The organism is Agromyces selenitireducens (assembly GCF_052748465.2).
Map to the genome: position 1 here is coordinate 1,664,174 of NZ_CM188259.1, position 21,832 is coordinate 1,686,005.

Below are 21,832 nucleotides of genomic sequence, written 5' to 3' on the forward strand. Positions count from 1 at the left end.
GGCGACGATGTCCGCGGCATCCGCTTGAATGGGGGGATGACCGGGGCGCTCGACGAGTTCGCGCCCGCGACGCGGGCGTGGTTCACCGAGTCGTTCCGCGAGCCCACACCGGTCCAGGACGCGGCGTGGCGGGCGATCTCGCGCGGCGAGCATGCGCTCGTCGTCGCCCCGACGGGGTCGGGCAAGACGCTCGCGGCGTTCCTCTCGGCGATCGACCGGCTGCACCACGCGCCGCCGGCGGTCGACGCGGCGACGGGCGAGGTGACGGAGGCCGCGCCGCGGGCGACGCGCGTGGTCTACATCTCGCCGCTCAAGGCCCTCGGCGTCGACGTCGAGCGCAACCTCCGCGCGCCGCTCGTCGGCATCGCGCGCACGGCCGCGGCGATGGGCGTCGAGGTGCCCGACGTCACCGTCGGGGTCCGGTCTGGCGACACCTCGCCGACCGACCGCCGCGCGCTCGTGAAGCGTCCGCCCGACATCCTCATCACGACGCCCGAGTCGCTGTTCCTCATGCTCACGTCGCAGGCGAGACAGACGCTCGCCGGCGTCGACACGGTCATCGTCGACGAGATCCACGCACTCGCGGGCGGCAAGCGCGGCGCACACCTCGCGCTCTCGCTCGAGCGGCTCGACGAGCTCGCGGGCGCGCCCGTGCAGCGCATCGGCCTGTCGGCGACCGTGCGCCCGCACGAGGAGGTCGCGCGGTTCCTCTCGGGCACGCGGCCCGTCTCGATCGTCGCGCCGCCCTCGGGCAAGCGGTTCGACCTGCGGGTGACCGTGCCCGTCGACGACCTGGCCGACCTGTCGGGCGAGGGCGGAGGGTCGGTGTGGCCGCACGTCGAGGAGGCGATCCTCGACGAGGTGCTCGCGCATCGCTCCACGATCGTGTTCGCGAACTCCCGGCGGCTCGCCGAACGCCTCACGGCGCGGCTCAACGAGCTGTGGGCCGAGCGGAACGCGCCGCCCGAGGGGGAAGGTGGCGGCGGGGAGCTCGAGCGGTCGGTCGCTGCGGCGTCCGTCGCTGTCGACGGATCGGGCGGAGCCGCGGCGGCCGCCCCGATCGCTCCGGCGGGGGCCGCATCGGTCGCGATCCGCCGGCCTCCGGCCGAGCTGCCGGGTGCGTCGGGCCTCACCGCCGGCGCCGAGCCCGTGATCGCGCGCTCGCACCACGGCTCGGTGAGCAAGGAGGAGCGCGCGTTCGTCGAGGCCGACCTCAAGGCCGGGCGGCTGAGGTGCGTCGTGGCGACGTCGAGCCTCGAGCTCGGCATCGACATGGGCGCCGTCGACCTCGTCATGCAGGTCGAGTCCCCACCGTCGGTCGCGAGCGGGCTCCAGCGCATCGGGCGCGCCGGGCACCAGGTCGGCGAGGTCTCCAAGGGCCTGATGTTCCCCAAGCACCGTGCCGACCTCCTGCACTCCGCCGTGGTGGCCGAGCGGATGGTGGCGGGCGGCATCGAGCCGCTGCGGATCCCCGCGAACCCCCTCGACGTGCTGGCGCAGCAGACCGTCGCCGCGTCGGCGGTCGACGAGTGGGAGGTCGAGCACTGGTTCGACGTGGTACGGCGCGCGGCGCCGTTCCACGCGCTCCCGCGCTCGGTGTTCGACGCGACGCTCGACCTGCTCGCGGGCCGCTATCCGTCCGACCGGTTCGGCGAGCTGCGACCGCGCATCGTGTGGGATCGCGACGCCGGCACGATCACGGGCCGGCGGGGGGCGCAGCGCCTCGCGGTGACCTCCGGTGGCACCATCCCCGACCGCGGGCTCTTCGGCGTCTTCATGGTCGGCGACGCCGGTCCGGGCCGGCGCGTCGGCGAGCTCGACGAAGAGATGGTGTACGAGTCGCGGGTCGGCGACGTGTTCGCGCTCGGCGCGACGAGCTGGCGCATCCAGGAGATCACGCACGACCGCGTCATCGTCTCGCCGGCGTTCGGGGAGCCCGGCCGGCTGCCGTTCTGGAAGGGCGACGGCATCGGCCGGCCCGCCGAGCTCGGCGAAGCGATCGGCGGGTTCATCGGCGAGCTGGCGGGCGCCGACGCATCCGCTGCCATCGCGCGCTGCGAATCGGCCGGGCTCGACGAACGCGCGGGCGCGAACCTCGTGCGCTTCATCTCCGACCAGCGCGACGCCACGCGCGTGGTGCCCGACGACCAGAACCTCGTGGTCGAGCGGTTCCGCGACGAGCTCGGCGATTGGCGCATCGTGCTGCACTCGCCGTACGGCATGCGCGTGCACGCGCCGTGGGCGCTCGCCGTCGACGCCCGCGTCCAGGAGCGCTTCGGCCTCGAGTCGCACGCGGTCGCGAGCGACGACGGCATCGTGCTGCGACTGCCCGACACGGCCGACGAACCGCCCGGCAGCGAGCTGTTCGACTTCGACCCGGCCGAGCTCGCGCAGGTCGCGACGGAGCGCGTCGGCGACTCGGCGCTGTTCGCGTCGCGCTTCCGCGAGTGCGCGGCGCGGGCGCTGCTGCTGCCGCGCCAGAACCCGGGCAAGCGGTCGCCGCTGTGGCAGCAGCGGCAGAAGGCGTCGCAGCTGCTCGAGGTCGCGCGCGACTTCCCCGACTTCCCGATCGTGCTCGAGGCCGTGCGCGAGTGCCTGCAGGACGTCTACGACCTGCCGGCGCTCACCGCGATCGCCGAACGCATCCGCGCGCGTCGCGTGCGGTTCGTCGACGTCGCGACCGACACCGCGAGCCCCTTCGCCGCGAGCCTGCTGTTCGGCTACGTCGGCGCGTTCATGTACGAGGGCGACGCGCCGCTCGCCGAACGCCGGGCGGCCGCGCTCTCGCTCGACCCGGGCCTGCTGGCCGAATTGCTCGGCACGGTCGAGCTGCGCGAGCTCCTCGACCCGGCCGTGGTCGAGGAGACCGAGCGCATGCTGCAGCGGCGCCATCCCGATCGGCTCGCGACGGGCGAGGAGGGGGCGGCCGACCTGCTGCGCGAGCTCGGACCGCTGACCGCGGCCGAGGTCGCCGAGCGCGTCGACGCGTCGACGGATGCCGCGGCATCCGTCGACGCTCTCGTCACCGCGCGCCGCGCGGCGCGGGTGCGCTACGCGGGCGGCGATTGGATCGTCGCCGTGGAGGACCTCAGCCGCCTGCGCGACGCGCTCGGCGTGCCGATCCCGCCGGGCCTGCCGGAGGTGTTCGGCGAGGCCGTGCGCGACCCGCTCGGCGACCTCGTGAGCCGCTACGCACGCACGCACGGTCCCTTCACGACGCACGCCGTCGCCGAGCGCTTCGGGATCGGCGCGGCCATCGCGCACGCCGCGCTCGCCCGCCTCGCGGGCGACCGCCGACTCGTCGAGGGGGCGTTCCTGCCGCACGGCACCGGTACCGAGTGGTGCGACGCCGAGGTGCTGAGGCGCCTGCGCCGCCGCTCGCTCGCGGCGCTCCGCGAGGAGGTCGAACCCGTCGCCCCGCGCGAGTTCGCCAGGTTCCTGCCCGACTGGCAGCACGTCGGCGGGCGCCTGCGCGGCGTCGACGGCGTGGCGGCGGTCATCGAGCAGCTCGAGGGCGTCCGCATCCCCGCGTCGGCGTGGGAGACGTTCGTCCTCCGCGCCCGGGTCGGCGACTACCGCCCAGACATGCTCGACGAGCTCACGGCGAACGGCGAGGTGCTCTGGGTCGGGCAGGGCTCGCTCTCGGGCGACGACGGCTGGGTCAGCCTCCACCTCGCCGACACCGCGAAGCTCACCATGCCCGCGCCAGCCGACCAGCCGCTCGACCCGCTCGAGACCGAGCTGCTCGCCGTGCTCGGCGGCGGCGGCGCCTACTTCTTCCGCCAGCTCGTCGACGCCGTGGGAGGCACCGACGAGACGGCGGTGCTCGACGCACTGTGGCGGCTCGTCTGGGCCGGACTCGTCACGAACGACACGTTCGCGCCCGTGCGGGGCCTCCTCACCGGCGGCGGCGCGCACAAGACGAAGGCGACGGCGCCGCGGGCGCGACTGCGCGGCCGCACGCTGTCGCGCCGGGCGCTCGCGTCCGCCGCGGCCGCGGCCGACGGGGCCCGGGCGCCGCGGTCGGCGCCGCCGCGGGCGGCCGGCCGCTGGTCGGTGCTGCCCATGCCGAGCGACGCCGCGACGCCGCGTGCGCACGCGCTGGGTGAGACGCTGCTGGAACGCTACGGCGTCGTCACCCGCGGTTCCGTGGTCGCGGAGGACATCCTCGGCGGCTTCGCGCTCGCCTATCGAACGCTCGCCGGGTTCGAGGAGACCGGGCGGGTGAGGCGCGGGTACTTCATCGACGGCCAGGGCGGCGCGCAGTTCGCCACGAGCGCCGCGGTCGACCGGCTCCGGCAGGCGCCCGCGGGCGGCGCGGTCGTGCTCGCCGCGACCGACCCCGCGAACCCGTTCGGCGCCGCACTCGAGTGGCCCGAGCCGACGGTCGATCTCACGCACCGCCCCGCCCGGAAGGCCGGTGCACTCGTCGCCCTCGTCGACGGCGAGGCGGTGTTCTACCTCGAACGCGGCGGCCGCACGGCGCTCGTGTTCACCGGCGACGAGGAGGCGCTCACGTCCGGCGCGACCGCCCTCGCCGAGGCGCTCTCGCGCGCCCGCGGCGCCCGGTTCCGGGTCGAGTCGGTCAACGGCGGCGGCGTCCACGGGTCCGTTCTCGACCCGCCACTTCGTGCGGCGGGCTTCCGCGAGACGCCGCAGGGGCTCCGCTTCGAGGCGAGGAGCTGACCGGCGTGCCCGAGGGCGACACCGTATTCCGCGTCGCGAAACGCCTCGATGACGCGCTCGCCGGGCGCGTCGTGACACGCAGCGACCTGCGCGTGCCCGCGTTCGCGACCGTCGACCTCGCGGGCGACGTCGTCCACTCCGTCGGCAGCCGCGGCAAGCACCTGCTCATGCGCATCGGCGACGGGGTGCTGCACTCCCACCTCAAGATGGAGGGGGAGTGGCGCGTGCTCCGGCCCGGCCAGAAGTGGCCTCGGCCCGCCCACCGTGCGCGAGCGGTCATCGAGACGGCGGAGGCCACGGCGATCGGCTTCGACCTCGGCCTCGTCGAGGTCTTCCCGGCATCCGAGGAGGCCGACCGAATGGGCCACCTCGGCCCCGACCTGCTCGGTCCCGACTGGGACGCGGCCGAGGCCGCACGGCGCCTCGCCGCGGATCCGGCGGCTCCGGCCGTCGTCGCGCTCGCCGACCAGCGCAAGCTCGCGGGCCTCGGCAACGTGCTCGTCAACGAGGTGTGCTTCCTCCGCGGCATCCGCCCCGACCGGCCGATCGGCGAGATCGACCTCGCAGCGACGATCGACCTCGCGCGGCGGGTCATCTTCGCGAACCGCGAGCGCCTCGAGCGCACCACCACGGGCGACACGCGCCCGGGGCGACGGCTGTGGGTCTACGGGCGCGAGGGGGAATCGTGCCGACGCTGCGGCACCCGGATCGTGCACGGCCGCTTCGGCCGCAACGACGTCGAGCTGCGCGAGACGTACTGGTGTCCGCACTGCCAGCCGTAGAGGGGCGCCATGGCCGGAGGGGACCTTCGCCCCTTCCGGCTCGTGCGGTGCTCCGGTCTCATGGACTCCTCGGCAGCGACGAAGCGGAGGGGTGGAATGTCCGACCGGAACGATGGAGAGCCGCCACCGACGATGCCGTGGTACGCCCGCACCTGGGCGCTCATCGCTGCCGGTGCGGCGGGAGTCCTGGGCCTGATCCTGCTGGCCGTGGGGATCTTCGCCTTCACCAGCGCCTCGGGCGTCAGCGACGAGGCCGCCGCCCTTGAAGCCCAGGCCGCCGCCACCGCCGAGGAGGCGGACGCTGCTGAAGCCCAGGCGGCCGCCGCTCGGGAGGCGGCTGCCTCCATTCCCGACCTGATCGCGGAGGTGGAGAGCCAGAGCTTCGCCGTCCTGACCGCGTCCGAGGCGACCGTCGCCGCCCGCAACGCCCTGGTCGAGTGCTCCAATGCGGCGACGGAGGTCAGCGCTCTCGTTGCCTGCTTCCAGGAGCAGTCCGCCCTCGTCGCGGCCGCCGTTGACGAGGAGATCGCCGCAGTTCGGGCGCTGGACGAGGCCGTCGTCGAAGCGCGAGATGCCCTCGACACCGCGGAGGAGGAACGATGAGCGATTCAGTCCCTCCCGAGGACCGGACTCCCGCCTCGCCCCCGGCCGAGGGCCCGCTCGACCAACGTGCAGCGGCCGAGCAGCACACGGCCCCGGTAGAGGCGCAGTCGGCCCGGGCACCCGACCACGTCGACGCCCCTCGGCCGCGGCCCGCTGCGGGACGACTCATCCTCGTCATCGCCGGGGCGGTGCTGCTCGTGATCGGCCTCGGCACGCTCATCGCGGGTCTGCTGGCGACCAGCAGCGCCACGGCGGCCCGCGACGATGCCCAGACGGATCTACGGGCGGCGCAATCCGACCTGGTCACCGCCGAGGACGACCTGGCCGCGGCCGAAGGCGAACTCGATGCGGCACGGACCGAGGCCGACAGCACGATCGGCGTCGCCGATGAGGTCCTGGTCGTCGGCGGGGAGCTGTGCGACTGCGACGGACGCCTGACCGATCTCGAGACCCGGATGCGCGAGGCGGCCGAAGCCGGCGACCTGGAGACGCTGGACGCCCTCGCCGCTGAGGCCAACACCGAGATCGACACCGCCAACGATCTGCTGGACGCCCTGCGCTCGGCCCTCGGCATCGGGGGCGTCTCGGCGTCTAGGTGACCGGGCCGGTCCACTTCTCTCCGGGCCCCTGGCCGATCGGGTCGGGGATCGAGGAGGCCTCGCGGAACGCGAGTTGGAGCGAGCGGAGACCGTCGCGCAGCGAACGCGCGTGCATGTCGCTGATCTCGGGCGCGCCCGCGGTGATCAGCCCGGCGAGGGCGTTGATCAGCTTGCGTGCCTCGTCGAGGTCGGTCTGCGACGCGGGGTCGTCCGCGAGCCCGACCTTCACGGCGGCCGCGCTCATGAGGTGGACCGATGCGGTGGTGATGACCTCGACCGCGGGCACGTCGGCGATGTCGCGCGTCGCGTCGGTCACGGCCTGTGCGGCGTCCGGCGCATCGGCGACGCCGCCGGCTCCGTGGTCGAGGGGCTGCTCGTGCTCGGGCGCACGCGTGGGCTCGGGCGAAGTGTCGCTCACCGGGGGATTCCTCTGCTAGACTACTGCGGGCTCCGGGGCCAGTCCCCGGTACGAAAGTGGAGAGACTCCCACCCGCGCATACCGCTTCATCAAGGTTACCGGGTCGTTCGCACTCCGCTTCCCCGTTCCGGCGGGGGAGTAGCAAGGGTGCCGCATGAGCCCGCGGATTCGTTCCGCGGGGGTCATCGCGTGGATTTCCGCTCTCGTCGTCGGGCGGCATCCGTCTCCCGATGAGCTGGAACCACAGTTCGAGTAGAGGAGACACGCATCAGCGATCCGCGTACCAATGACCGTATCCGCGTCCCCGAGGTCCGCCTCGTGGGCCCAGGCGGAGAGCAGGTCGGCGTCGTGAAGATCGAGGTGGCACTGCGGCTCGCGCAGGAGGCCGACCTCGATCTCGTCGAAGTCGCGCCGAACTCCCGTCCGCCGGTCGTCAAGATCATGGACTACGGCAAGTACAAGTACGAGGCTGCGCAGAAGGCCAAGGAGGCTCGGCGCAACCAGGCGAACACGATCCTCAAGGAGGTCCGGTTCCGCCTCAAGATCGACAAGCACGACTACGAGACCAAGATGAAGCGCGCCGTCGGCTTCCTGAAGGCCGGCGACAAGGTGAAGGCGATGATCCTCTTCCGGGGTCGCGAGCAGTCGCGCCCCGAGATGGGCGTCCGCCTCCTGCAGCGCTTCGCGGAGGACGTGGCCGAGTACGGCACCGTCGAGCACAACCCCACGATCGACGGCCGCAACATGGTGATGGTCATCGCTCCCCTGAAGAACAAGTCCGAGGCCAAGGCCGAGGCGAACGCACAGCGTGCTGCGGCGAAGCAGCGCCCCCCGGCCGAGTCCGAGGGCGACGACCCGCAGACGGCCGAGGCCACCGAGGCCTAGGCCAGCACATCGTCCGCCACCCCGAGTGGCGGCAGAACCAAGGAGAAACACGAGATGCCGAAGCAGAAGACCCACTCCGGGTCCAAGAAGCGCTTCAAGGTCACCGGCAGCGGCAAGATCAAGAAGCAGCAGGCCGGTATGCGGCACAACCTCGAGGGCAAGTCCTCGGTGCGCACCCGCCGTCTGAACCAGGACAAGGTCGCCTCGGCGCCCGACACCAAGGTCATCAAGAAGCTGCTCGGTCGCTGAGCGACGAGACCCGATAAGGAAGTAACAGAGCAATGGCAAGAGTGAAGCGGGCGGTCAACGCCCACAAGAAGCGTCGGGTCATCCTCGAGCGCGCCGAGGGATACCGCGGGCAGCGTTCGCGCCTGTACCGCAAGGCGAAGGAGCAGGTCACCCACTCGCTCGTCTACTCGTACAACGACCGCCGCAAGAAGAAGGGCGACTTCCGTCGCCTCTGGATCCAGCGGATCAACGCGGCCGCGCGCCAGAACGGCATCACGTACAACCGCCTCATCCAGGGCCTCGGCCTCGCGGGTGTCGAGGTCGACCGTCGCATCCTCGCCGAGCTCGCCGTGAACGAGCCCGCGGTGTTCGCGGGCCTCGTCGAGACCGCCAAGCAGGCGCTCCCGAGCGACGTGAACGCCCCGAAGAACGCGGCGTAGTCCTCCGCCTTCCGGTTCGAACGGCCCGGCATCCCCCGTGGGTGCCGGGCCGTTCGTCGTCTGCGAGCGGATGCCGCGGGCGCTCGGCGACGTGTGCGGCATCCCTCGGCGGGTGCTCCCGCGCCTCGCGGGCACGGTCAATAGACTGGCGGCATGCTCGAGAACCCGAGGTCGCCGCGCGTGCGGGCCGTCGCGAAGCTCGCGAAGAAGCCGGCGCGCGCCGAGACGGGCATGTTCCTGCTCGAGGGGCCGCAGGCGGTCGCCGAGGCGCTGACGTTCCGCCCGCAGCTCGTCGTCGAGCTCTACGCCACGCCGACCGCGATCGAGCGCTACAGCGACATCGGCGACACCGCCATCGACGCGGGCGTCGACGTCGAGTACGTCTCCGAAGAGGTGCTGCACGCGATGGCCGACACGGTCACGCCGCAGGGCTTCGTCGCCGTCTGCCACCAGTTCCCGACCGCCGTGAAGGACGTGTTCGCGACGAAGCCGAAGCTGGTCGCGATCCTCGAGGAGGTGCGTGACCCCGGCAACGCCGGCACGATCGTGCGGGCAGCGGATGCCGCGGGCGCCGACGCCGTCGTCTTCACCGGCCGCGCGGTCGACCTCTACAACCCGAAGGTCGTCAGGTCGTCGACCGGGTCGATCTTCCACCTGCCGGTCGCGGTCGGCGCCGAGCTCGAGGACGTCATCGCGCGCGCCCGCGAGGCCGGCCTGACGATCCTCGCGGCCGACGTCAAGGGCGAGGACCTCCTCTCCGCCCGGCGGGAGGGCCTCCTCGAACGCCCGACCGCGTGGCTGTTCGGGAACGAGGCGCGCGGGCTCTCCGACGACAGGCTCGCGCTCGCCGATCGGGTGGTGACCGTGCCGATCTACGGGCATGCGGAGTCGATGAATCTCGCGACCGCGGCATCCGTCTGCCTGTACGAGAGCGCCTTCGCCCAGCGCGACCTCTAGGTCACGAATCGGTAAACCCCCCCGCGCGTGGGTGGCCGCGCGATGCCGCAGCGCCCTAGTTTGAGGGGTATGCCTCCGGCCGATCCCGCACCTCCTACGTCGAACATCTCGGTCCGCCGCGGCGAACCGCTCGTGGTCATCGAGCACGTCGACAAGCACTTCGGCGAGCTCCACGTGCTGAACGACATCAACACGGTCGTCAACCGAGGCGAGGTCGTCGTCGTCATCGGCCCGTCGGGCTCCGGCAAGTCGACGCTGTGCCGGGCCATCAACCGCCTCGAGACCATCGACTCGGGCACCATCACGATCGACGGCGAGAAGCTGCCCGAAGAGGGTGCGGGGCTCGCCAAGCTGCGTGCCGACGTCGGCATGGTCTTCCAGTCGTTCAACCTGTTCGCCCACAAGACCGTGCTCGAGAACGTCACGCTCGCGCCCATCAGGGTGCGGCGGGTGTCGCGCAAGGAGGCCGACGCCAAGGCGATGGAACTCCTCGAGCGCGTCGGCGTCGCGAACCAGGCGCAGAAGATGCCGGCGCAGCTCTCCGGAGGGCAGCAGCAGCGCGTGGCGATCGCCCGCTCGCTCGCGATGAACCCGAAGCTCATCCTCCTCGACGAGCCGACGAGCGCACTCGACCCCGAGATGATCAACGAGGTGCTCGACGTCATGGTCAGCCTCGCCGAGCAGGGCATGACGATGATCGTCGTCACGCACGAGATGGGCTTCGCGCGCAAGGCAGCCGACCGCGTGCTGTTCATGTCCGACGGGAAGATCGTCGAGGAGGCGACGCCCGCGGAGTTCTTCGACCATCCGAAGACCGATCGCGCGAAGGACTTCCTGTCGAAGATCCTCGAGCACTAGACCTCCGCTGCCACGAGCGGCGGGGAACCCGAACGAACCACGAGAGATGAGGCACGACATGAGACGCAGCAGAATCGCACTCGTCGCGGCGGCCGCCGCCAGCGCACTCCTGTTCAGCGGCTGCGCCGGCGATGCCGGTGACGACGCCGCCGAGGAGCCCACGGTCGAGGAGGCCCCTGAGTTCGAAGAGGGCACGACCATGGCCGAGCTCGCCGAGGCGGGCTCCATCACGATCGGCACGAAGTTCGACCAGCCGCTGTTCGGCCTCGTCGGCCCCGACGGCGTGCCCGTCGGCTTCGACGTCGAGATCGGGAAGATCATCGCCAGCGAGCTCGGCATCGCCCCTGAAGACATCGAGTGGGTCGAGACCGTGTCGGCCAACCGCGAGCCCTTCATCGAGAACGGCGAGGTCGACATCGTCGTCGCGACGTACACGATCAACGACGACCGCAAGCAGGTCGTCGACTTCGCCGGACCGTACTTCGAGGCGGGCCAGTCGATCCTCGTGCTCGAGAGCAACGAGGACATCCAGAGCGAAGAGGACCTCGTCGGCCAGCCGGTGTGCTCGGTGAGCGGTTCCACTCCGGCCGCGAACCTGCGCGACATCGGCGCCGAGGTGATCGAGACCGACACGTACAGCAACTGCCTCGAGCCGCTGCGCAGCGGCCAGGCCGTCGCAGTGTCGACCGACAACGTGATCCTCGCGGGCCTGGTCGACCAGAACCCGGGTGAGTTCAAGGTCGTGGGCGAGCCGTTCACCGAGGAGCCGTACGGCATCGGCCTCATGAAGGGCGACGACGAGTTCCGCGACTTCATCAACGACGTGCTCGAGGAGGCCTACGAGGACGGCAGGTACGAGGAGGCGTGGGAGGCGACCGCAGGAACCGTGCTCGAGTTCCGCGACCCGCCGGCCGTCGACCGCTACTGATCCCGTCGGGCGGGGTCCGGCGCCGAGCGCCGGGCCCCGCCTCGACCGCCTGACCGCCGCGACGCGCCGGGCACCGGTCCACTGAGAGAAGGAGGAGCGTGGACGCCGTCATCGACAACCTGCCCGCGTACCTCGAGGGCTTCGGCATGACGCTGCTGCTCCTCGGCGTCTCGGGGCTCGCCGCCCTCGTGATCGGCACCCTGGTCGCGGCGATGCGCATATCGCCGGTGCCGTCGCTGCGCTGGTTCGCGACGGGCTACACCGAGCTGGTGCGCAACACCCCGCTCACGCTCGTGCTGTTCTTCACCGCGATCGTGCTGCCGCTGCTCGGATCGCGGCTCGACTACGTCACCGCGGCGATGATCGGCCTGTCGGTGTACACCTCGCCGTTCATCGCGGAGGCGCTGCGGTCGGGCATCAACGGCGTGCCCGTCGGACAGGCCGAGGCGGCGCGCAGCGTCGGCTTCGGGTTCGGCCAGACCGTGGGGCTCATCGTGCTGCCCCAGGCGTTCCGGATGACGGTGCCGCCGCTCATCAACGTCTTCATCGCACTCACGAAGAACACGTCGGTCGCGGGCGGGTTCTTCGTGGTCGACCTCTTCGCCACCGGCCGCATCCTCGCGAACGCCCGCGGCGACGCGGTCATCCCGATCCTGCTCGGCGTCGCGACCTTCTACCTGCTCATCACCGTGCCGCTGGGAATCCTCGCGGCGCGCCTCGAACGCCGTTGGGTGGTGCAGCGATGACCGGCGCGAGCGTCCTCTTCGACGCGCCGGGCCCCGTCGCCCGCCGTCGCTCCCTGATCAGCTCCATCATCGGCGCCGTCCTGATCCTGGCGGGGCTCGCGTGGGTCGCACTGACCCTCGCGGCGCCGAAGGGCAACCTCCCCGGGTACTTCGACCCGTCCCGCTGGGAGCCGCTGGCGGAGCCGCTCGTGTGGCAGCGCATCATCACGGTCGGCATCTGGGGCACGCTCAGCGCCGCGTTGACCGCCGCCGTGCTCGCCATCATCCTGGGCATCATCTTCTCCCTGCTGCGCAGCGCGCAGACGTGGTGGATCCGCGTCCCCACCGCGGTGGTGCTCGAGTTCCTGCGCGGCATGCCCGTGCTGCTCATGATGCTGTTCATCCTGCTGGTGCTGAGCACGGGCACGTTCTGGGCGGTCGTCGCCGCGCTCGCGCTCTACAACGGTGCGCTCATCGGCGAGGCCCTGCGCGCCGGACTGGCCTCACTGCCCCGCGGCCAGCGCGAGGCGGGCCTCAGCCTCGGCATGCGCCCGATGCAGTCGAAGATGCTCGTCGAGTTCCCGCAGGCGTTCCGGCAGATGCTGCCGATCATCATCGCCCAGCTCGTCGTGCTGCTGAAGGACACCTCGCTCGGCTACATCGTCGGCTACGTCGAGTTGCTGCGCGTGACCATGAACCAGCTCGCGACGTTCTACGGCAACTACTACCTGTTCTCGTTCTTCGTCGTCGCGCTCGTGCTGTACCTGATCATGAACCTGTCGTTGTCATGGTTCGCGCGCTGGGTCTCACGACGCACGGCCAGCAAGACGGGAGGCCCGGCGCTGAATCCGGATGACGAGGACCAGGCGCTCCTCCAGGCCAAGGCGATCGCCGACGCACAGCAGTCGCGCGATCAGAGGGGTCGCGGCGGGATCTGATCCCGGGCGCCGACCGGCTTCGACACGTCTCGTGGCGGCCGCGCCCACTAGACTCGTTCTTCGTGTCCGAGCCCCTTGAGATCACCGAACCCGCGGTCGCCGCGGCCGTCGATGCAGCGCTCGCCGCGATCGGCGCGGCCGGCGACTCCGCGGCGTTGAAGGCCGTCCGCGCCGAGCACACCGGCGAGAAGTCCGTGCTGGCGCGCCTCAACGCGTCGTTGCGCAATGTCCCGAACGACCAGAAGGCCGCCCTCGGCAAGCTCGTGGGTTCCGCGCGCGGCCGCGTGAACCAGGCGTTCGCCACCCGAGAGGCCGAGATCCTCGAGGCCGAGGCGGAGGCGCAGCTCGCCGCCGAGACGGTGGACGTCACCGCGCTGCCGTCGCGCTTCGCGCCCGGCGCGCGGCATCCGCTCGCCCTGCTGCAGGATCGGGTGTGCGACGTGTTCACCGGCATGGGCTGGGAGATCGCCGAGGGCCCCGAGGTCGAGAGCGAGTGGTTCAACTTCGACGCGCTGAACTTCGACGCCGACCACCCCGCCCGCGCGATGCAGGACACGTTCTTCGTCGACCCGCCCGAGTCGCACCTCGTGCTGCGCACGCACACGAGCCCGGTGCAGGTGCGCTCCATGCTCGAACGCGAGGTGCCGATCTACGTGCTCGCGCCCGGGCGCGTGTACCGCACCGACGAGTTCGACGCGACGCACCTGCCCGTGTTCATGCAGTTCGAGGGTCTCGCCGTCGACAAGGGCCTCACCATGGCGCACCTCAGGGGCACGCTCGACCACTTCGTGAAGTCCATCTTCGGCGACGACGCCAAGGTGAGACTGCGGCCCAGCTTCTTCCCGTTCACCGAGCCCTCCGCCGAGCTCGACTTCTGGCACCCGACGTTCAAGGGCGGGGCGCGCTGGATCGAGTGGGGCGGGTGCGGCATGGTGCACCCCAACGTGCTCCGTGCTGCGGGCATCGACCCCGAGGTGTACACGGGCTTCGCCTTCGGCATGGGCATCGAGCGGGGACTCATGCTCCGCAACGGCGTGCAGGACATGCGCGACATGGCCGAGGGCGACATCCGCTTCTCACAGCAGTTCGGAATGGTGGTCTAGAGATGCGAGTGCCGCTCAGCTGGCTCGCCGAGTACGTCGACCTGCCCCCTGGCACGTCCTTGGAGGAGGTGCACGCCGCGCTCGTGCGCGTCGGGCTCGAGGAGGAGGACGTGCACACGTTCGACCTCCAGGGTCCGATCGTGGTCGGCGAGGTCCTCGAGTTCGTCGAGGAGCCGCAGTCCAACGGCAAGACCATCCGCTGGTGCCAGGTTCGCGTCGCGCCCGACGGCGAGACGGCGGCCGACGGAGGCGCCGCCGTGCACGGCATCGTGTGCGGCGCCCGCAACTTCTTCGTCGGCGACAAGGTCGTCGTGACGCTGCCGGGCTCCGTGCTGCCGGGCCCGTTCCCGATCGCCGCGCGGAAGACCTACGGGCACGTCTCCGACGGCATGATCGCGTCGACGAAGGAACTCGGGCTCGGGGAGGACCACGACGGCATCCTGCGCCTCTCGACCCTCGGCGTCGACGCGCCCGTGGGCACCGACGCGATCGCGCTCCTCGGGCTCGACGACGCGGCGGTCGAGATCAACGTGACGCCCGACCGCGGCTACGCGTTCTCGATCCGCGGCGTCGCTCGCGAGTACGCCCACGCCACCGGCGCCGTGTTCCGCGACCCGGCAGCGCAGGTGGCGGCCGCGGATGCCTCCTCCGAGGCCTTCCCCGTCGAGGTCCGCGACGACGCGCCCATCCGCGGCCGCGTCGGCGCGAGCGTGTTCGCGACCCGGATCGTGCGGGGCATCGACCCGACCCGGCCCACGCCGGCGTGGATGGTCGCGCGGCTCAAGCTCGCAGGCATCCGCTCGCTGTCGCTGCCCGTCGACATCACCAACTACGTGATGCTCGAGCTCGGCCAGCCCATCCACGGGTACGACCTCGATGCGCTGCAGGGTGGCATCGTCGTGCGTCGCGCGCACCCTGGTGAGACGCTCGAGACGCTCGACGGCAAGGTGCGGGAACTCCACCCCGAGGACCTGCTCATCACCGACGACCGCGGCGCGATCGGCCTCGCGGGCGTCATGGGCGGCGCAGACACCGAGATCGGCGACGAGACCCGCAATGTGCTCATCGAGGCGGCGAACTTCGACACTGTGTCGATCGCACGCACCGCACGCCGGCACAAGCTGCCGAGCGAGGCGTCCAAGCGCTTCGAGCGCGGGGTCGACCCCGCGATCGCCGGCGCGGCGGCCGCACGCGTCGCGCAACTGCTCGTCGACCTCGCCGGCGGCACCGCCGACGAGACCGGCTCGCTCATCCACTCCGCGCCCGAACGCGACGCGATCCTGCTGCCCGACGGCTACGTCACCCAGCTCATCGGCGTGGAGTACTCCGACGACGAGGTGCACGACGCACTCGCCGAGATCGGCGGCCGTGTGACGCGCGTCGACGGCGGGTTCTCCGTCGTCCCGCCGACCTGGCGGCCCGACCTCACCGCGAAGGCCGACCTCGCGGAGGAGGTCGCGCGCCTGCTCGGCTACGACCGCATCCCGTCGGTGCTGCCCGTCGCCCCGCCCGGCCGCGGGCTCACGCGCGCCCAGCGCATCCGGCGCGGCGTCGCCGACGCGCTCGCGGCGGGCGGCGCGACCGAGGTGCTCGCGTTCCCGTTCGTCACCGAGGCCGAGAACGCCGCCTACGGCAGCGTCGACGGCTCCCCGGTGGCGAGCGTGAGGCTCGCCAACGCGCTCGACGCGTCGACGCCGTACCTGCGTCGCTCGCTCCTGCCGGGGCTGATCGGTGTCGCGCGCCGCAACCTCTCGCGCGGGCTCGTCGACCTCGACGTGTTCGAACTCGGCCTCGTGTTCCTGCCGGAGACGGGCCGCGAGTACGGCACGGCCGAGCTGCCGATCGGGTGGAAGCGGCCGGCCGCGTCCGTGCTCGACGAGCTGAACGCCGGGATCCCGGCTCAGCCGCGCCACATCGCCGTCCTCTTGACCGGAGACCTGCGTGCGAAGCAGCCCGGCCGCGCCGCCGAGCCCGCCGGGATCGCCGACGCGCTCGATGCGGTGCGCCGCATCGCCCATGCCGCGGGCGCGGAGGTCGAGTTCGCGCAAGGCGCCCACCAGGCGCTGCACCCGGGCCGCACCGCCGAGGTGCGGGTGGCCGGGCAGCTGGTCGGCTACGCCGGCGAGCTGCACCCGGGGTACGCCGCCGGGGCCGACCTGCCGCGCGTCGTGGCGGTCGCCGAGGTCGACCTCGATGCGATCATCGCGCTCACCGACCCGGCGGTCGAGGCGCGACCGATCGGCACGCTGCCCGCGGCGACGCAGGACCTGTCGCTCGTCGTGGGCGCCGACGTGCCGGCCGCCCGCGTGGCGGAGGCCGTGCGCGACGGCGCGGGCGACCTGCTCGAGCACCTGCAGCTCGTCGACGACTACCGCGGCCCGGGCGTGCCCGAGGGTTCCAAGAGCCTGACGTTCGCTCTCCGGTTCCGCGCGGGCGACCGCACGTTGACCGCAGCCGAGGCCAGCGACGCCAAGCTCGCGGGCGCGGCCCTCGCCGCTGAGCGCACGGGGGCGGCGATCCGCGAGTAGCGGCATCCGTCGACGGATCGCCTCGAGGGCGCCCTGCCGACGCAGGCCGGGCGCCCTCGTGGTTCCACCGACCCGGCATGGGGGGTGCCGCCGATCGGACCCCGGCGGTACGGTGGGGCATGGCCGAAGCGAAGACCCAGCCGACCGGGGCGTCGGTGTCCGACTTCCTCGCCGCCGTCGAGCCGGCGGGGCGCCGTGAGGACGGCTTCGAACTCCGCGAACTGTACGACCGCGTGACCGGCACCGACGCGGTCATGTGGGGTCCGTCGATCGTCGGCTACGGGCTGCACCACCTCCGGTACGCGTCCGGTCGCGAGGGTGACTGGCCGGTGGTGAGCTTCTCGCCGCGGAAGGCCGCGATCTCGCTCTACGGCCTGCAGACGCCGGGGGCCGATGAGCTCATCGACCGGCTCGGCAAGGTCAAGCGGGGCGCCGATTGCCTCTGGGTCGGCCGGCTCTCCACGATCGACCGGCACGTGCTGGAGGAGCTCGTCGACCGGGCATGGGTGCGTACGCGCGGCGAGGACGTCTGAGTCGCCGCGAGGCGCGCTGCGCCGCGGATTTGCGAGTGCGCCGGGCGGATCGGTAGGGTCGCCGCATGTCCACCGGTCGGTCCGCCATCCCCGCACGCGATGCGCGTGCCGCGGTGTCGCATGGCCGACGTCGGGTCGAGCGCCGAATCCAGGCGACTCCCGTGACGGCCTGACCCTGCCGTCCTGGGCGTCGCCGGAACCGTCTCACCCGACCGATCAGCCCATAAGGTGGAATCCATGACGTACACCGTCGCCGTCTCCGGCGCGTCCGGCTACGCGGGCGGGGAGCTGCTGCGCCTCCTCGCCGACCATCCCCAGTTCGACGTGCGCACCGTCACCGCTCACTCGAATGCCGGGCAGCCGCTGACCGCGGTGCAGCCGCATCTGCGCAGCTACACGCACCTGACGCTCAAGGAGACCTCGGCAGCCACCCTCGCGGGCCACGACGTCGTGTTCCTCGCGTTGCCGCACGGCGCGTCGGGCGCGATCGCCGCCGAGCTCTCCGACGACACGCTCGTGGTCGACTGCGGCGCCGACCACCGCCTCGAGGACTCCGGCGACTGGGCCGCGTTCTACGGCGGCGACTTCCACGGCGCGTGGGCGTACGGCGTCCCGGAGCTGCCGCGGCTGTCGGGCACGCAGCGCACCCGCCTCGCGAAGACACGTCGCATCGCGGCGCCGGGATGCAACGCGTCGGCCGTCGCGCTCTCGCTCGCCCCCGGCATCCGCGCGGGCGTCATCGAGGACCGCGACATCGTGTCGGTGCTCGCCGTCGGCCCGTCGGGCGCCGGTCGCGCGCTGAAGGCGCACCTGCTGGGCTCCGAGATCCTGGGTTCCGCGAACCCGTATGCCGTCGGCGGCACGCACCGCCATATCCCCGAGATCCAGCAGGCGCTCCGCTGGGCGGGAGCCGCCGCACCCTCGCTCTCGTTCACGCCGGTGATCGTGCCGATGTCGCGCGGCATCCTCGCGACCTCGACCGCCCGCATCGTCCCCGGCACGGGTGCCGCGGCAGTGCGCGCCGCCTGGGAGGACGCCTACGCGGCCGAGACCTTCGTGCAGGTCCTCCCCTCGGGGCAGTTCCCGCGAACGGCCGACGTCCTCGGCGCGAACACCGCGCTCATGGGGCTCGCCGTCGACGAGGCAGCGGGCCGGGTCGTCGTGGTGACCGCCGTCGACAACCTGGTCAAGGGCACCGCGGGCGCCGCGATCCAGTCGGCGAACATCGCACTCGGCCTGGCCGAGACCACCGGCCTCCCCGTGAACGGAGTCGCACCGTGAGCATCACCTCGCCTGCAGGATTCGAGGCCGCGGGCATCGCCGCCGGCATCAAGCGCACGGGCGCACTCGACCTCGCGCTCGTCGTGAACCGTGGGCCGGGCCAGCACGCGGCCGCGGTGTTCACGTCCAACCGGGCCAAGGCCAACCCGATCCTTTGGTCCGAGCAGGCGGTCGCCGACGGGACGGTCGCGGCGGTCGTGCTGAACTCCGGCGGGGCCAACTGCTTCACGGGGTCCGAGGGATTCCAGGTCGCGCATCGCACGGCCGAGGCCGCGGCATCCGCCCTGCACGTCTCATCCGGCGACGTCCTCGTCTGCTCGACCGGCCTCATCGGCGAGCAACTGGACGGCGAGGTGGTCGAGGAGGGCGTGCTCTCCGCGGTCGATCGCCTCTCCGCCGACGAGTCGGCCGGCGACGACGCGGCGCGTGCGATCATGACCACCGACTCGCGGCCGAAGACGGTCGACGTGCAGGTCGACGGATGGCGCATCGGGGGCATGGCGAAGGGCGCGGGCATGCTCGCACCGGGCCTCGCGACCATGCTCGTGGTGCTCACCACCGACGCCGAGGTGCCCTCGCCCGAGCTCGACCGGGCGTTGCGGCAGGCGACGAGGGTCACGTTCGACCGGCTCGACTCGGACGGCTGCATGTCGACGAACGACCAGGTCACGCTCCTCGCCTCGGGCGCGTCGCGGGTCGTGCCCGACCCGCAGACCTTTACGGAGGCGCTCACCACCGCCTGCCGCGAACTCGCGCTGCAGCTGCAGTCCGACGCCGAAGGTGCGAGCCACGACATCGCCATCGAGGTGCACGGCGCGACCACCGAGGACGACGCGGTCGAGGTGGGTCGATCGGTCGCCCGGAACAACCTGTTCAAGGCCGCGATCTTCGGCAACGACCCGAACTGGGGCCGGGTGCTCGCCGCGATCGGCACGACCCGGGCCCCGTTCGACCCCTACCTCGTCGACGTCACGATGAACGGCGTCCGCGTGTGCCACGCCGGACGGCCCGACCGGCCCCGCGACGAGGTCGACCTGACGCCGCGCGCCACGCACGTGCTCATCGAGCTGCACGCGGGCGAGGCATCCGCCACCATCTGGACGAACGACCTCACGCACGACTACGTGCACGAGAACAGCGCGTACTCGAGCTGAGCATGAGCGAGGAGCACATGACCCCCGACGGCGACGCCCGAGCGGATGCCGCTGCCGCCGCCCGCAAGGCGGAGACCCTCATCGAGTCCTTGCCGTGGCTGAAGCGGTTCCACGGCGAGATCATCGTCGTGAAGTTCGGCGGCAACGCGATGGTCAGCCCCGAGCTGCAGCGCGCGTTCGCCGAGGACATGGTGTACCTCCGCTACGCCGGCATCCGGCCGGTGGTGGTGCACGGCGGCGGCCCGCAGATCTCGTCCATGCTCGAGCGCCTCGGCATCCCGAGCGAGTTCCGCGGCGGGTACCGGGTGACGAGCCCCGAGACGATGGACGTCGTGCGCATGGTGCTGTCGGGCCAGGTGAACCGAGAGCTCGTGAGCCTCGTCAACGAGCACGGACCGCTCGCGGCGGGGCTCTCCGGCGAGGACGCGGGCCTGTTCCGCGGCCGTCGGCGCGGGGCGGTGGTGGACGGCGAGGAGGTCGACCTCGGGCTCGTGGGCGACGTCGTCGCGGTCGACCCCGAGGCGGTGCACGCGCAGCTCGAGGCCCGCCGGATCCCCGTCGTGTCGTCGATCGCGCCCGACCTCGACCATCCGGGACAGTCGCTGAACGTCAACGCCGACTCGGCCGCCGCATCGCTCGCGGTCGCACTCGGCGCGGCGAAGCTCGTGATCCTCACCGACGTCGCGGGCCTGTACCGCGACTGGCCGAACCGCGACTCGCTCGTCTCCGAGATCTCGGTGCCCGACCTCGAGGCGCTGCTGCCGTCGCTCGAATCGGGCATGATCCCGAAGATGACGGCCTGCCTCGAGGCGGTCGCCGGCGGCGTGCCCAAGGCGGCGATCATCGACGGCCGGGTGCCGCACTCGATCCTGCTCGAGATCTTCACGCAGCAGGGGATCGGCACCGAGGTCGTGGCGTCGGCGGATGCCGCGGCATCCGTTGCCGGTGCGTCGTCGACGGATGCCGCGGGGGCCGTCTCGTGAGCGGGCCCGCGCACGACTGGCGCGACCGGTTCGGCCGGCGCATGATGCGCACGCTCGGGATGCCGCTCGCGAAGCTCGAGCGCGGCGAGGGCTGCTGGGTCTGGGACGACCAGGGCACGCGGTACCTCGACTTCCTCGCCGGCATCGCCGTGAACTCGCTCGGCCACGCGCACCCGGTGTTCGTCGACGCGGTGTCGCGGCAGGCGGCCACGCTCGCGCACGTGTCGAACTACTTCGCGACCGGGCCGGCACTCGAACTCGCCGACCGGCTCACGCGCCTCACCGGCGCCGGCGAATCCGGGCGCGTGTGGTTCGGCAACTCCGGCGCCGAGGCGAACGAGGCCGCGTTCAAGCTCGCGCGCCTCAACAACTCCGGCGGCGCGCGCACGCGCGTGCTGGCACTCGTCGACGCGTTCCACGGCCGCACGATGGGGTCGCTCGCGCTCACCGGCAAGCCCGCGATGCGCGACGCGTTCGAGCCGCTGCCCGGAGGCGTCGAGCACCTGCCGACGACGATCGAGTCGCTCGAGGCCGAGGTCGACGAGTCCGTCGCCGCGCTGATCGTCGAGCCGATCAAGGGCGAGGCCGGCGTGCTCGACCTGCCCGACGGCTACCTGCAGGCGGCCCGCGAGCTCACCCGCCGGCACGGGGCGCTCCTCATCCTCGACGAGGTGCAGACCGGAGCCGGCCGCACGGGCGAGTGGTTCGCCTACCAGCACGCCGGCATCGTGCCCGATGCGATCACGGTCGCGAAGGGCATCGGCGGCGGCATGCCCATCGGGGCGCTCGTCACGTTCGGGCACGCGTCCGAGCTGTTCTCGAAGGGTCAGCACGGTTCCACGTTCGGCGGCAACCCGCTCGCGACCTCGGTCGCGAACGCCGTGCTCGCCGAGATCGAGCGCGCGGGCCTCGTCGGCAATGCGGCCCGGCGCGGTGCCGAACTGCGAGAGCGCATCCTCGCCATGGGGTCGCCGCTCGTCGAGGGCGTGCGGGGCAGGGGGCTGCTCCTCGGCGTCGCGCTCACGGAACCGGCCGCCCAGGCGCTCTCCGCCGCGGCGCTCGACGCCGGACTGATCGTGAACGCCGCGAACGACTCCACCATCCGGCTGGCGCCACCGCTCATCATCGGCGACGACGAGCTCGACGAGTTCGAGGCGCGGTTCGCGCGCGCGCTCGCCGCAGTCGCCGCACCGCACCGCTGAC

The 21,832-nt window shown here is 72.2% G+C and carries 20 protein-coding genes; 19 read left to right on the top strand and 1 reads right to left on the bottom strand.

All coding sequences use genetic code 11. The features are described 5' to 3' along the window. The first annotated feature begins 36 nt into the window (after positions 1 to 36). The 4 genes from ACULK4_RS07740 to ACULK4_RS07755 all read left to right on the top strand — a co-directional run bounded on the left by ACULK4_RS07740 (position 37) and on the right by ACULK4_RS07755 (position 6,670). Complete coding sequence (locus ACULK4_RS07740) at positions 37 to 4,686, top strand: Lhr family ATP-dependent helicase (RefSeq protein ID WP_501043367.1); 4,650 nt, start codon at positions 37 to 39, stop codon at positions 4,684 to 4,686. A gap of 5 nt (positions 4,687 to 4,691) precedes the next feature. Next, positions 4,692 to 5,468 (top strand): DNA-formamidopyrimidine glycosylase family protein, encoded by a 777-nt coding sequence (locus ACULK4_RS07745; protein ID WP_445965550.1) that lies wholly within the window; start codon positions 4,692 to 4,694, stop codon positions 5,466 to 5,468. 96 nt (positions 5,469 to 5,564) lie between these two features. Next, complete coding sequence (locus ACULK4_RS07750; protein ID WP_445965551.1) at positions 5,565 to 6,071, top strand: hypothetical protein; 507 nt, start codon at positions 5,565 to 5,567, stop codon at positions 6,069 to 6,071. 188 nt (positions 6,072 to 6,259) lie between these two features. Further along, positions 6,260 to 6,670: a hypothetical protein gene (locus ACULK4_RS07755; RefSeq protein ID WP_445965552.1), complete on the top strand. Its 411-nt coding sequence runs from the start codon at positions 6,260 to 6,262 to the stop codon at positions 6,668 to 6,670. On the opposite strand, the gene ACULK4_RS07760 is transcribed toward ACULK4_RS07755, so the two are convergent. Next, positions 6,663 to 6,986 (bottom strand): DUF1844 domain-containing protein, encoded by a 324-nt coding sequence (locus tag ACULK4_RS07760; RefSeq protein ID WP_445965585.1) that lies wholly within the window; start codon positions 6,984 to 6,986, stop codon positions 6,663 to 6,665. The genes ACULK4_RS07755 and ACULK4_RS07760 overlap by 8 nt on opposite strands. Positions 6,987 to 7,355: 369 nt before the next feature. Here ACULK4_RS07760 and infC point away from each other — a divergent pair, with 369 nt between their 5' ends. The 15 genes from infC (at position 7,356) to ACULK4_RS07835 (ending at position 21,831) form a co-directional block, all read left to right on the top strand. After that, complete coding sequence (infC, locus tag ACULK4_RS07765) at positions 7,356 to 7,973, top strand: translation initiation factor IF-3 (RefSeq protein ID WP_445965586.1); 618 nt, start codon at positions 7,356 to 7,358, stop codon at positions 7,971 to 7,973. 54 nt (positions 7,974 to 8,027) lie between these two features. Continuing rightward, entirely contained in the window at positions 8,028 to 8,222 is a 195-nt protein-coding gene (rpmI, locus tag ACULK4_RS07770) for a 50S ribosomal protein L35 (RefSeq protein WP_067949205.1), read from the top strand. A 32-nt stretch (positions 8,223 to 8,254) separates the two neighbouring features. Further along, positions 8,255 to 8,641 (top strand): 50S ribosomal protein L20, encoded by a 387-nt coding sequence (rplT, locus tag ACULK4_RS07775; RefSeq protein ID WP_445965553.1) that lies wholly within the window; start codon positions 8,255 to 8,257, stop codon positions 8,639 to 8,641. Positions 8,642 to 8,794: 153 nt separating this feature from the next. After that, positions 8,795 to 9,598: a TrmH family RNA methyltransferase gene (locus ACULK4_RS07780; protein WP_445965554.1), complete on the top strand. Its 804-nt coding sequence runs from the start codon at positions 8,795 to 8,797 to the stop codon at positions 9,596 to 9,598. A gap of 69 nt (positions 9,599 to 9,667) precedes the next feature. Continuing rightward, the gene (locus ACULK4_RS07785) at positions 9,668 to 10,456 is read left to right on the top strand and encodes an amino acid ABC transporter ATP-binding protein (RefSeq protein WP_445965555.1); all 789 of its coding nucleotides are present in this window, start codon (positions 9,668 to 9,670) and stop codon (positions 10,454 to 10,456) included. Between the two features lie 58 nt (positions 10,457 to 10,514). Further along, positions 10,515 to 11,384, top strand: a complete 870-nt coding sequence (locus tag ACULK4_RS07790) for a glutamate ABC transporter substrate-binding protein (RefSeq protein WP_445965556.1) — start codon at positions 10,515 to 10,517, stop codon at positions 11,382 to 11,384. Between the two features lie 146 nt (positions 11,385 to 11,530). Further along, the gene (locus tag ACULK4_RS07795) at positions 11,531 to 12,130 is read left to right on the top strand and encodes an ABC transporter permease subunit (RefSeq protein ID WP_501043381.1); all 600 of its coding nucleotides are present in this window, start codon (positions 11,531 to 11,533) and stop codon (positions 12,128 to 12,130) included. Next, positions 12,127 to 13,047, top strand: a complete 921-nt coding sequence (locus tag ACULK4_RS07800; protein ID WP_445965558.1) for an amino acid ABC transporter permease — start codon at positions 12,127 to 12,129, stop codon at positions 13,045 to 13,047. The genes ACULK4_RS07795 and ACULK4_RS07800 overlap by 4 nt, the downstream gene beginning before the upstream one ends. A 62-nt stretch (positions 13,048 to 13,109) precedes the next feature. After that, positions 13,110 to 14,150, top strand: coding sequence for a phenylalanine--tRNA ligase subunit alpha (gene pheS, locus ACULK4_RS07805; RefSeq protein ID WP_445965559.1), 1,041 nt, complete (start codon positions 13,110 to 13,112; stop codon positions 14,148 to 14,150). Positions 14,151 to 14,152: 2 nt separating this feature from the next. Further along, on the top strand, positions 14,153 to 16,678 hold the full coding sequence (gene pheT, locus ACULK4_RS07810; protein ID WP_445965560.1) for a phenylalanine--tRNA ligase subunit beta: 2,526 nt from the start codon (positions 14,153 to 14,155) through the stop codon (positions 16,676 to 16,678). Between the two features lie 119 nt (positions 16,679 to 16,797). Further along, positions 16,798 to 17,211 carry a DUF1801 domain-containing protein gene (locus ACULK4_RS07815; RefSeq protein ID WP_445965561.1) on the top strand — a complete coding sequence of 138 codons (414 nt, stop codon included), beginning with the start codon at positions 16,798 to 16,800 and terminating at the stop codon, positions 17,209 to 17,211. Positions 17,212 to 17,448: 237 nt separating this feature from the next. Next, positions 17,449 to 18,492 carry an N-acetyl-gamma-glutamyl-phosphate reductase gene (argC, locus tag ACULK4_RS07820; protein WP_445965562.1) on the top strand — a complete coding sequence of 348 codons (1,044 nt, stop codon included), beginning with the start codon at positions 17,449 to 17,451 and terminating at the stop codon, positions 18,490 to 18,492. Further along, a complete protein-coding gene (gene argJ, locus ACULK4_RS07825; RefSeq protein ID WP_445965563.1) occupies positions 18,489 to 19,646 on the top strand; it encodes a bifunctional glutamate N-acetyltransferase/amino-acid acetyltransferase ArgJ in 1,158 nt (385 codons plus the stop codon). The genes argC and argJ overlap by 4 nt, the downstream gene beginning before the upstream one ends. 17 nt (positions 19,647 to 19,663) lie before the next feature. Then, entirely contained in the window at positions 19,664 to 20,629 is a 966-nt protein-coding gene (gene argB, locus ACULK4_RS07830) for an acetylglutamate kinase (protein ID WP_445965587.1), read from the top strand. A 41-nt stretch (positions 20,630 to 20,670) separates the two neighbouring features. Then, entirely contained in the window at positions 20,671 to 21,831 is a 1,161-nt protein-coding gene (locus tag ACULK4_RS07835) for an acetylornithine transaminase (RefSeq protein WP_501043382.1), read from the top strand. Position 21,832 lies beyond the last annotated feature (1 nt).

What these genes read in the sequence shown, in the direction of transcription:
- ACULK4_RS07740 (WP_501043367.1), top strand. Translation starts at nt 37, where the DNA reads ATGACCGGGGCGCTCGACGAGTTCGCGCCCGCGACGCGGGCGTGGTTC.
- ACULK4_RS07750 (WP_445965551.1), top strand. Translation starts at nt 5,565, where the DNA reads ATGTCCGACCGGAACGATGGAGAGCCGCCACCGACGATGCCGTGGTAC.
- rpmI (WP_067949205.1), top strand. Translation starts at nt 8,028, where the DNA reads ATGCCGAAGCAGAAGACCCACTCCGGGTCCAAGAAGCGCTTCAAGGTC.
- rplT (WP_445965553.1), top strand. Translation starts at nt 8,255, where the DNA reads ATGGCAAGAGTGAAGCGGGCGGTCAACGCCCACAAGAAGCGTCGGGTC.
- ACULK4_RS07780 (WP_445965554.1), top strand. Translation starts at nt 8,795, where the DNA reads ATGCTCGAGAACCCGAGGTCGCCGCGCGTGCGGGCCGTCGCGAAGCTC.
- ACULK4_RS07785 (WP_445965555.1), top strand. Translation starts at nt 9,668, where the DNA reads ATGCCTCCGGCCGATCCCGCACCTCCTACGTCGAACATCTCGGTCCGC.
- ACULK4_RS07790 (WP_445965556.1), top strand. Translation starts at nt 10,515, where the DNA reads ATGAGACGCAGCAGAATCGCACTCGTCGCGGCGGCCGCCGCCAGCGCA.
- ACULK4_RS07795 (WP_501043381.1), top strand. Translation starts at nt 11,531, where the DNA reads ATGACGCTGCTGCTCCTCGGCGTCTCGGGGCTCGCCGCCCTCGTGATC.
- ACULK4_RS07800 (WP_445965558.1), top strand. Translation starts at nt 12,127, where the DNA reads ATGACCGGCGCGAGCGTCCTCTTCGACGCGCCGGGCCCCGTCGCCCGC.
- pheT (WP_445965560.1), top strand. Translation starts at nt 14,153, where the DNA reads ATGCGAGTGCCGCTCAGCTGGCTCGCCGAGTACGTCGACCTGCCCCCT.
- ACULK4_RS07815 (WP_445965561.1), top strand. Translation starts at nt 16,798, where the DNA reads ATGGCCGAAGCGAAGACCCAGCCGACCGGGGCGTCGGTGTCCGACTTC.
- argC (WP_445965562.1), top strand. Translation starts at nt 17,449, where the DNA reads ATGACGTACACCGTCGCCGTCTCCGGCGCGTCCGGCTACGCGGGCGGG.
- argB (WP_445965587.1), top strand. Translation starts at nt 19,664, where the DNA reads ATGACCCCCGACGGCGACGCCCGAGCGGATGCCGCTGCCGCCGCCCGC.
- ACULK4_RS07835 (WP_501043382.1), top strand. Translation starts at nt 20,671, where the DNA reads ATGATGCGCACGCTCGGGATGCCGCTCGCGAAGCTCGAGCGCGGCGAG.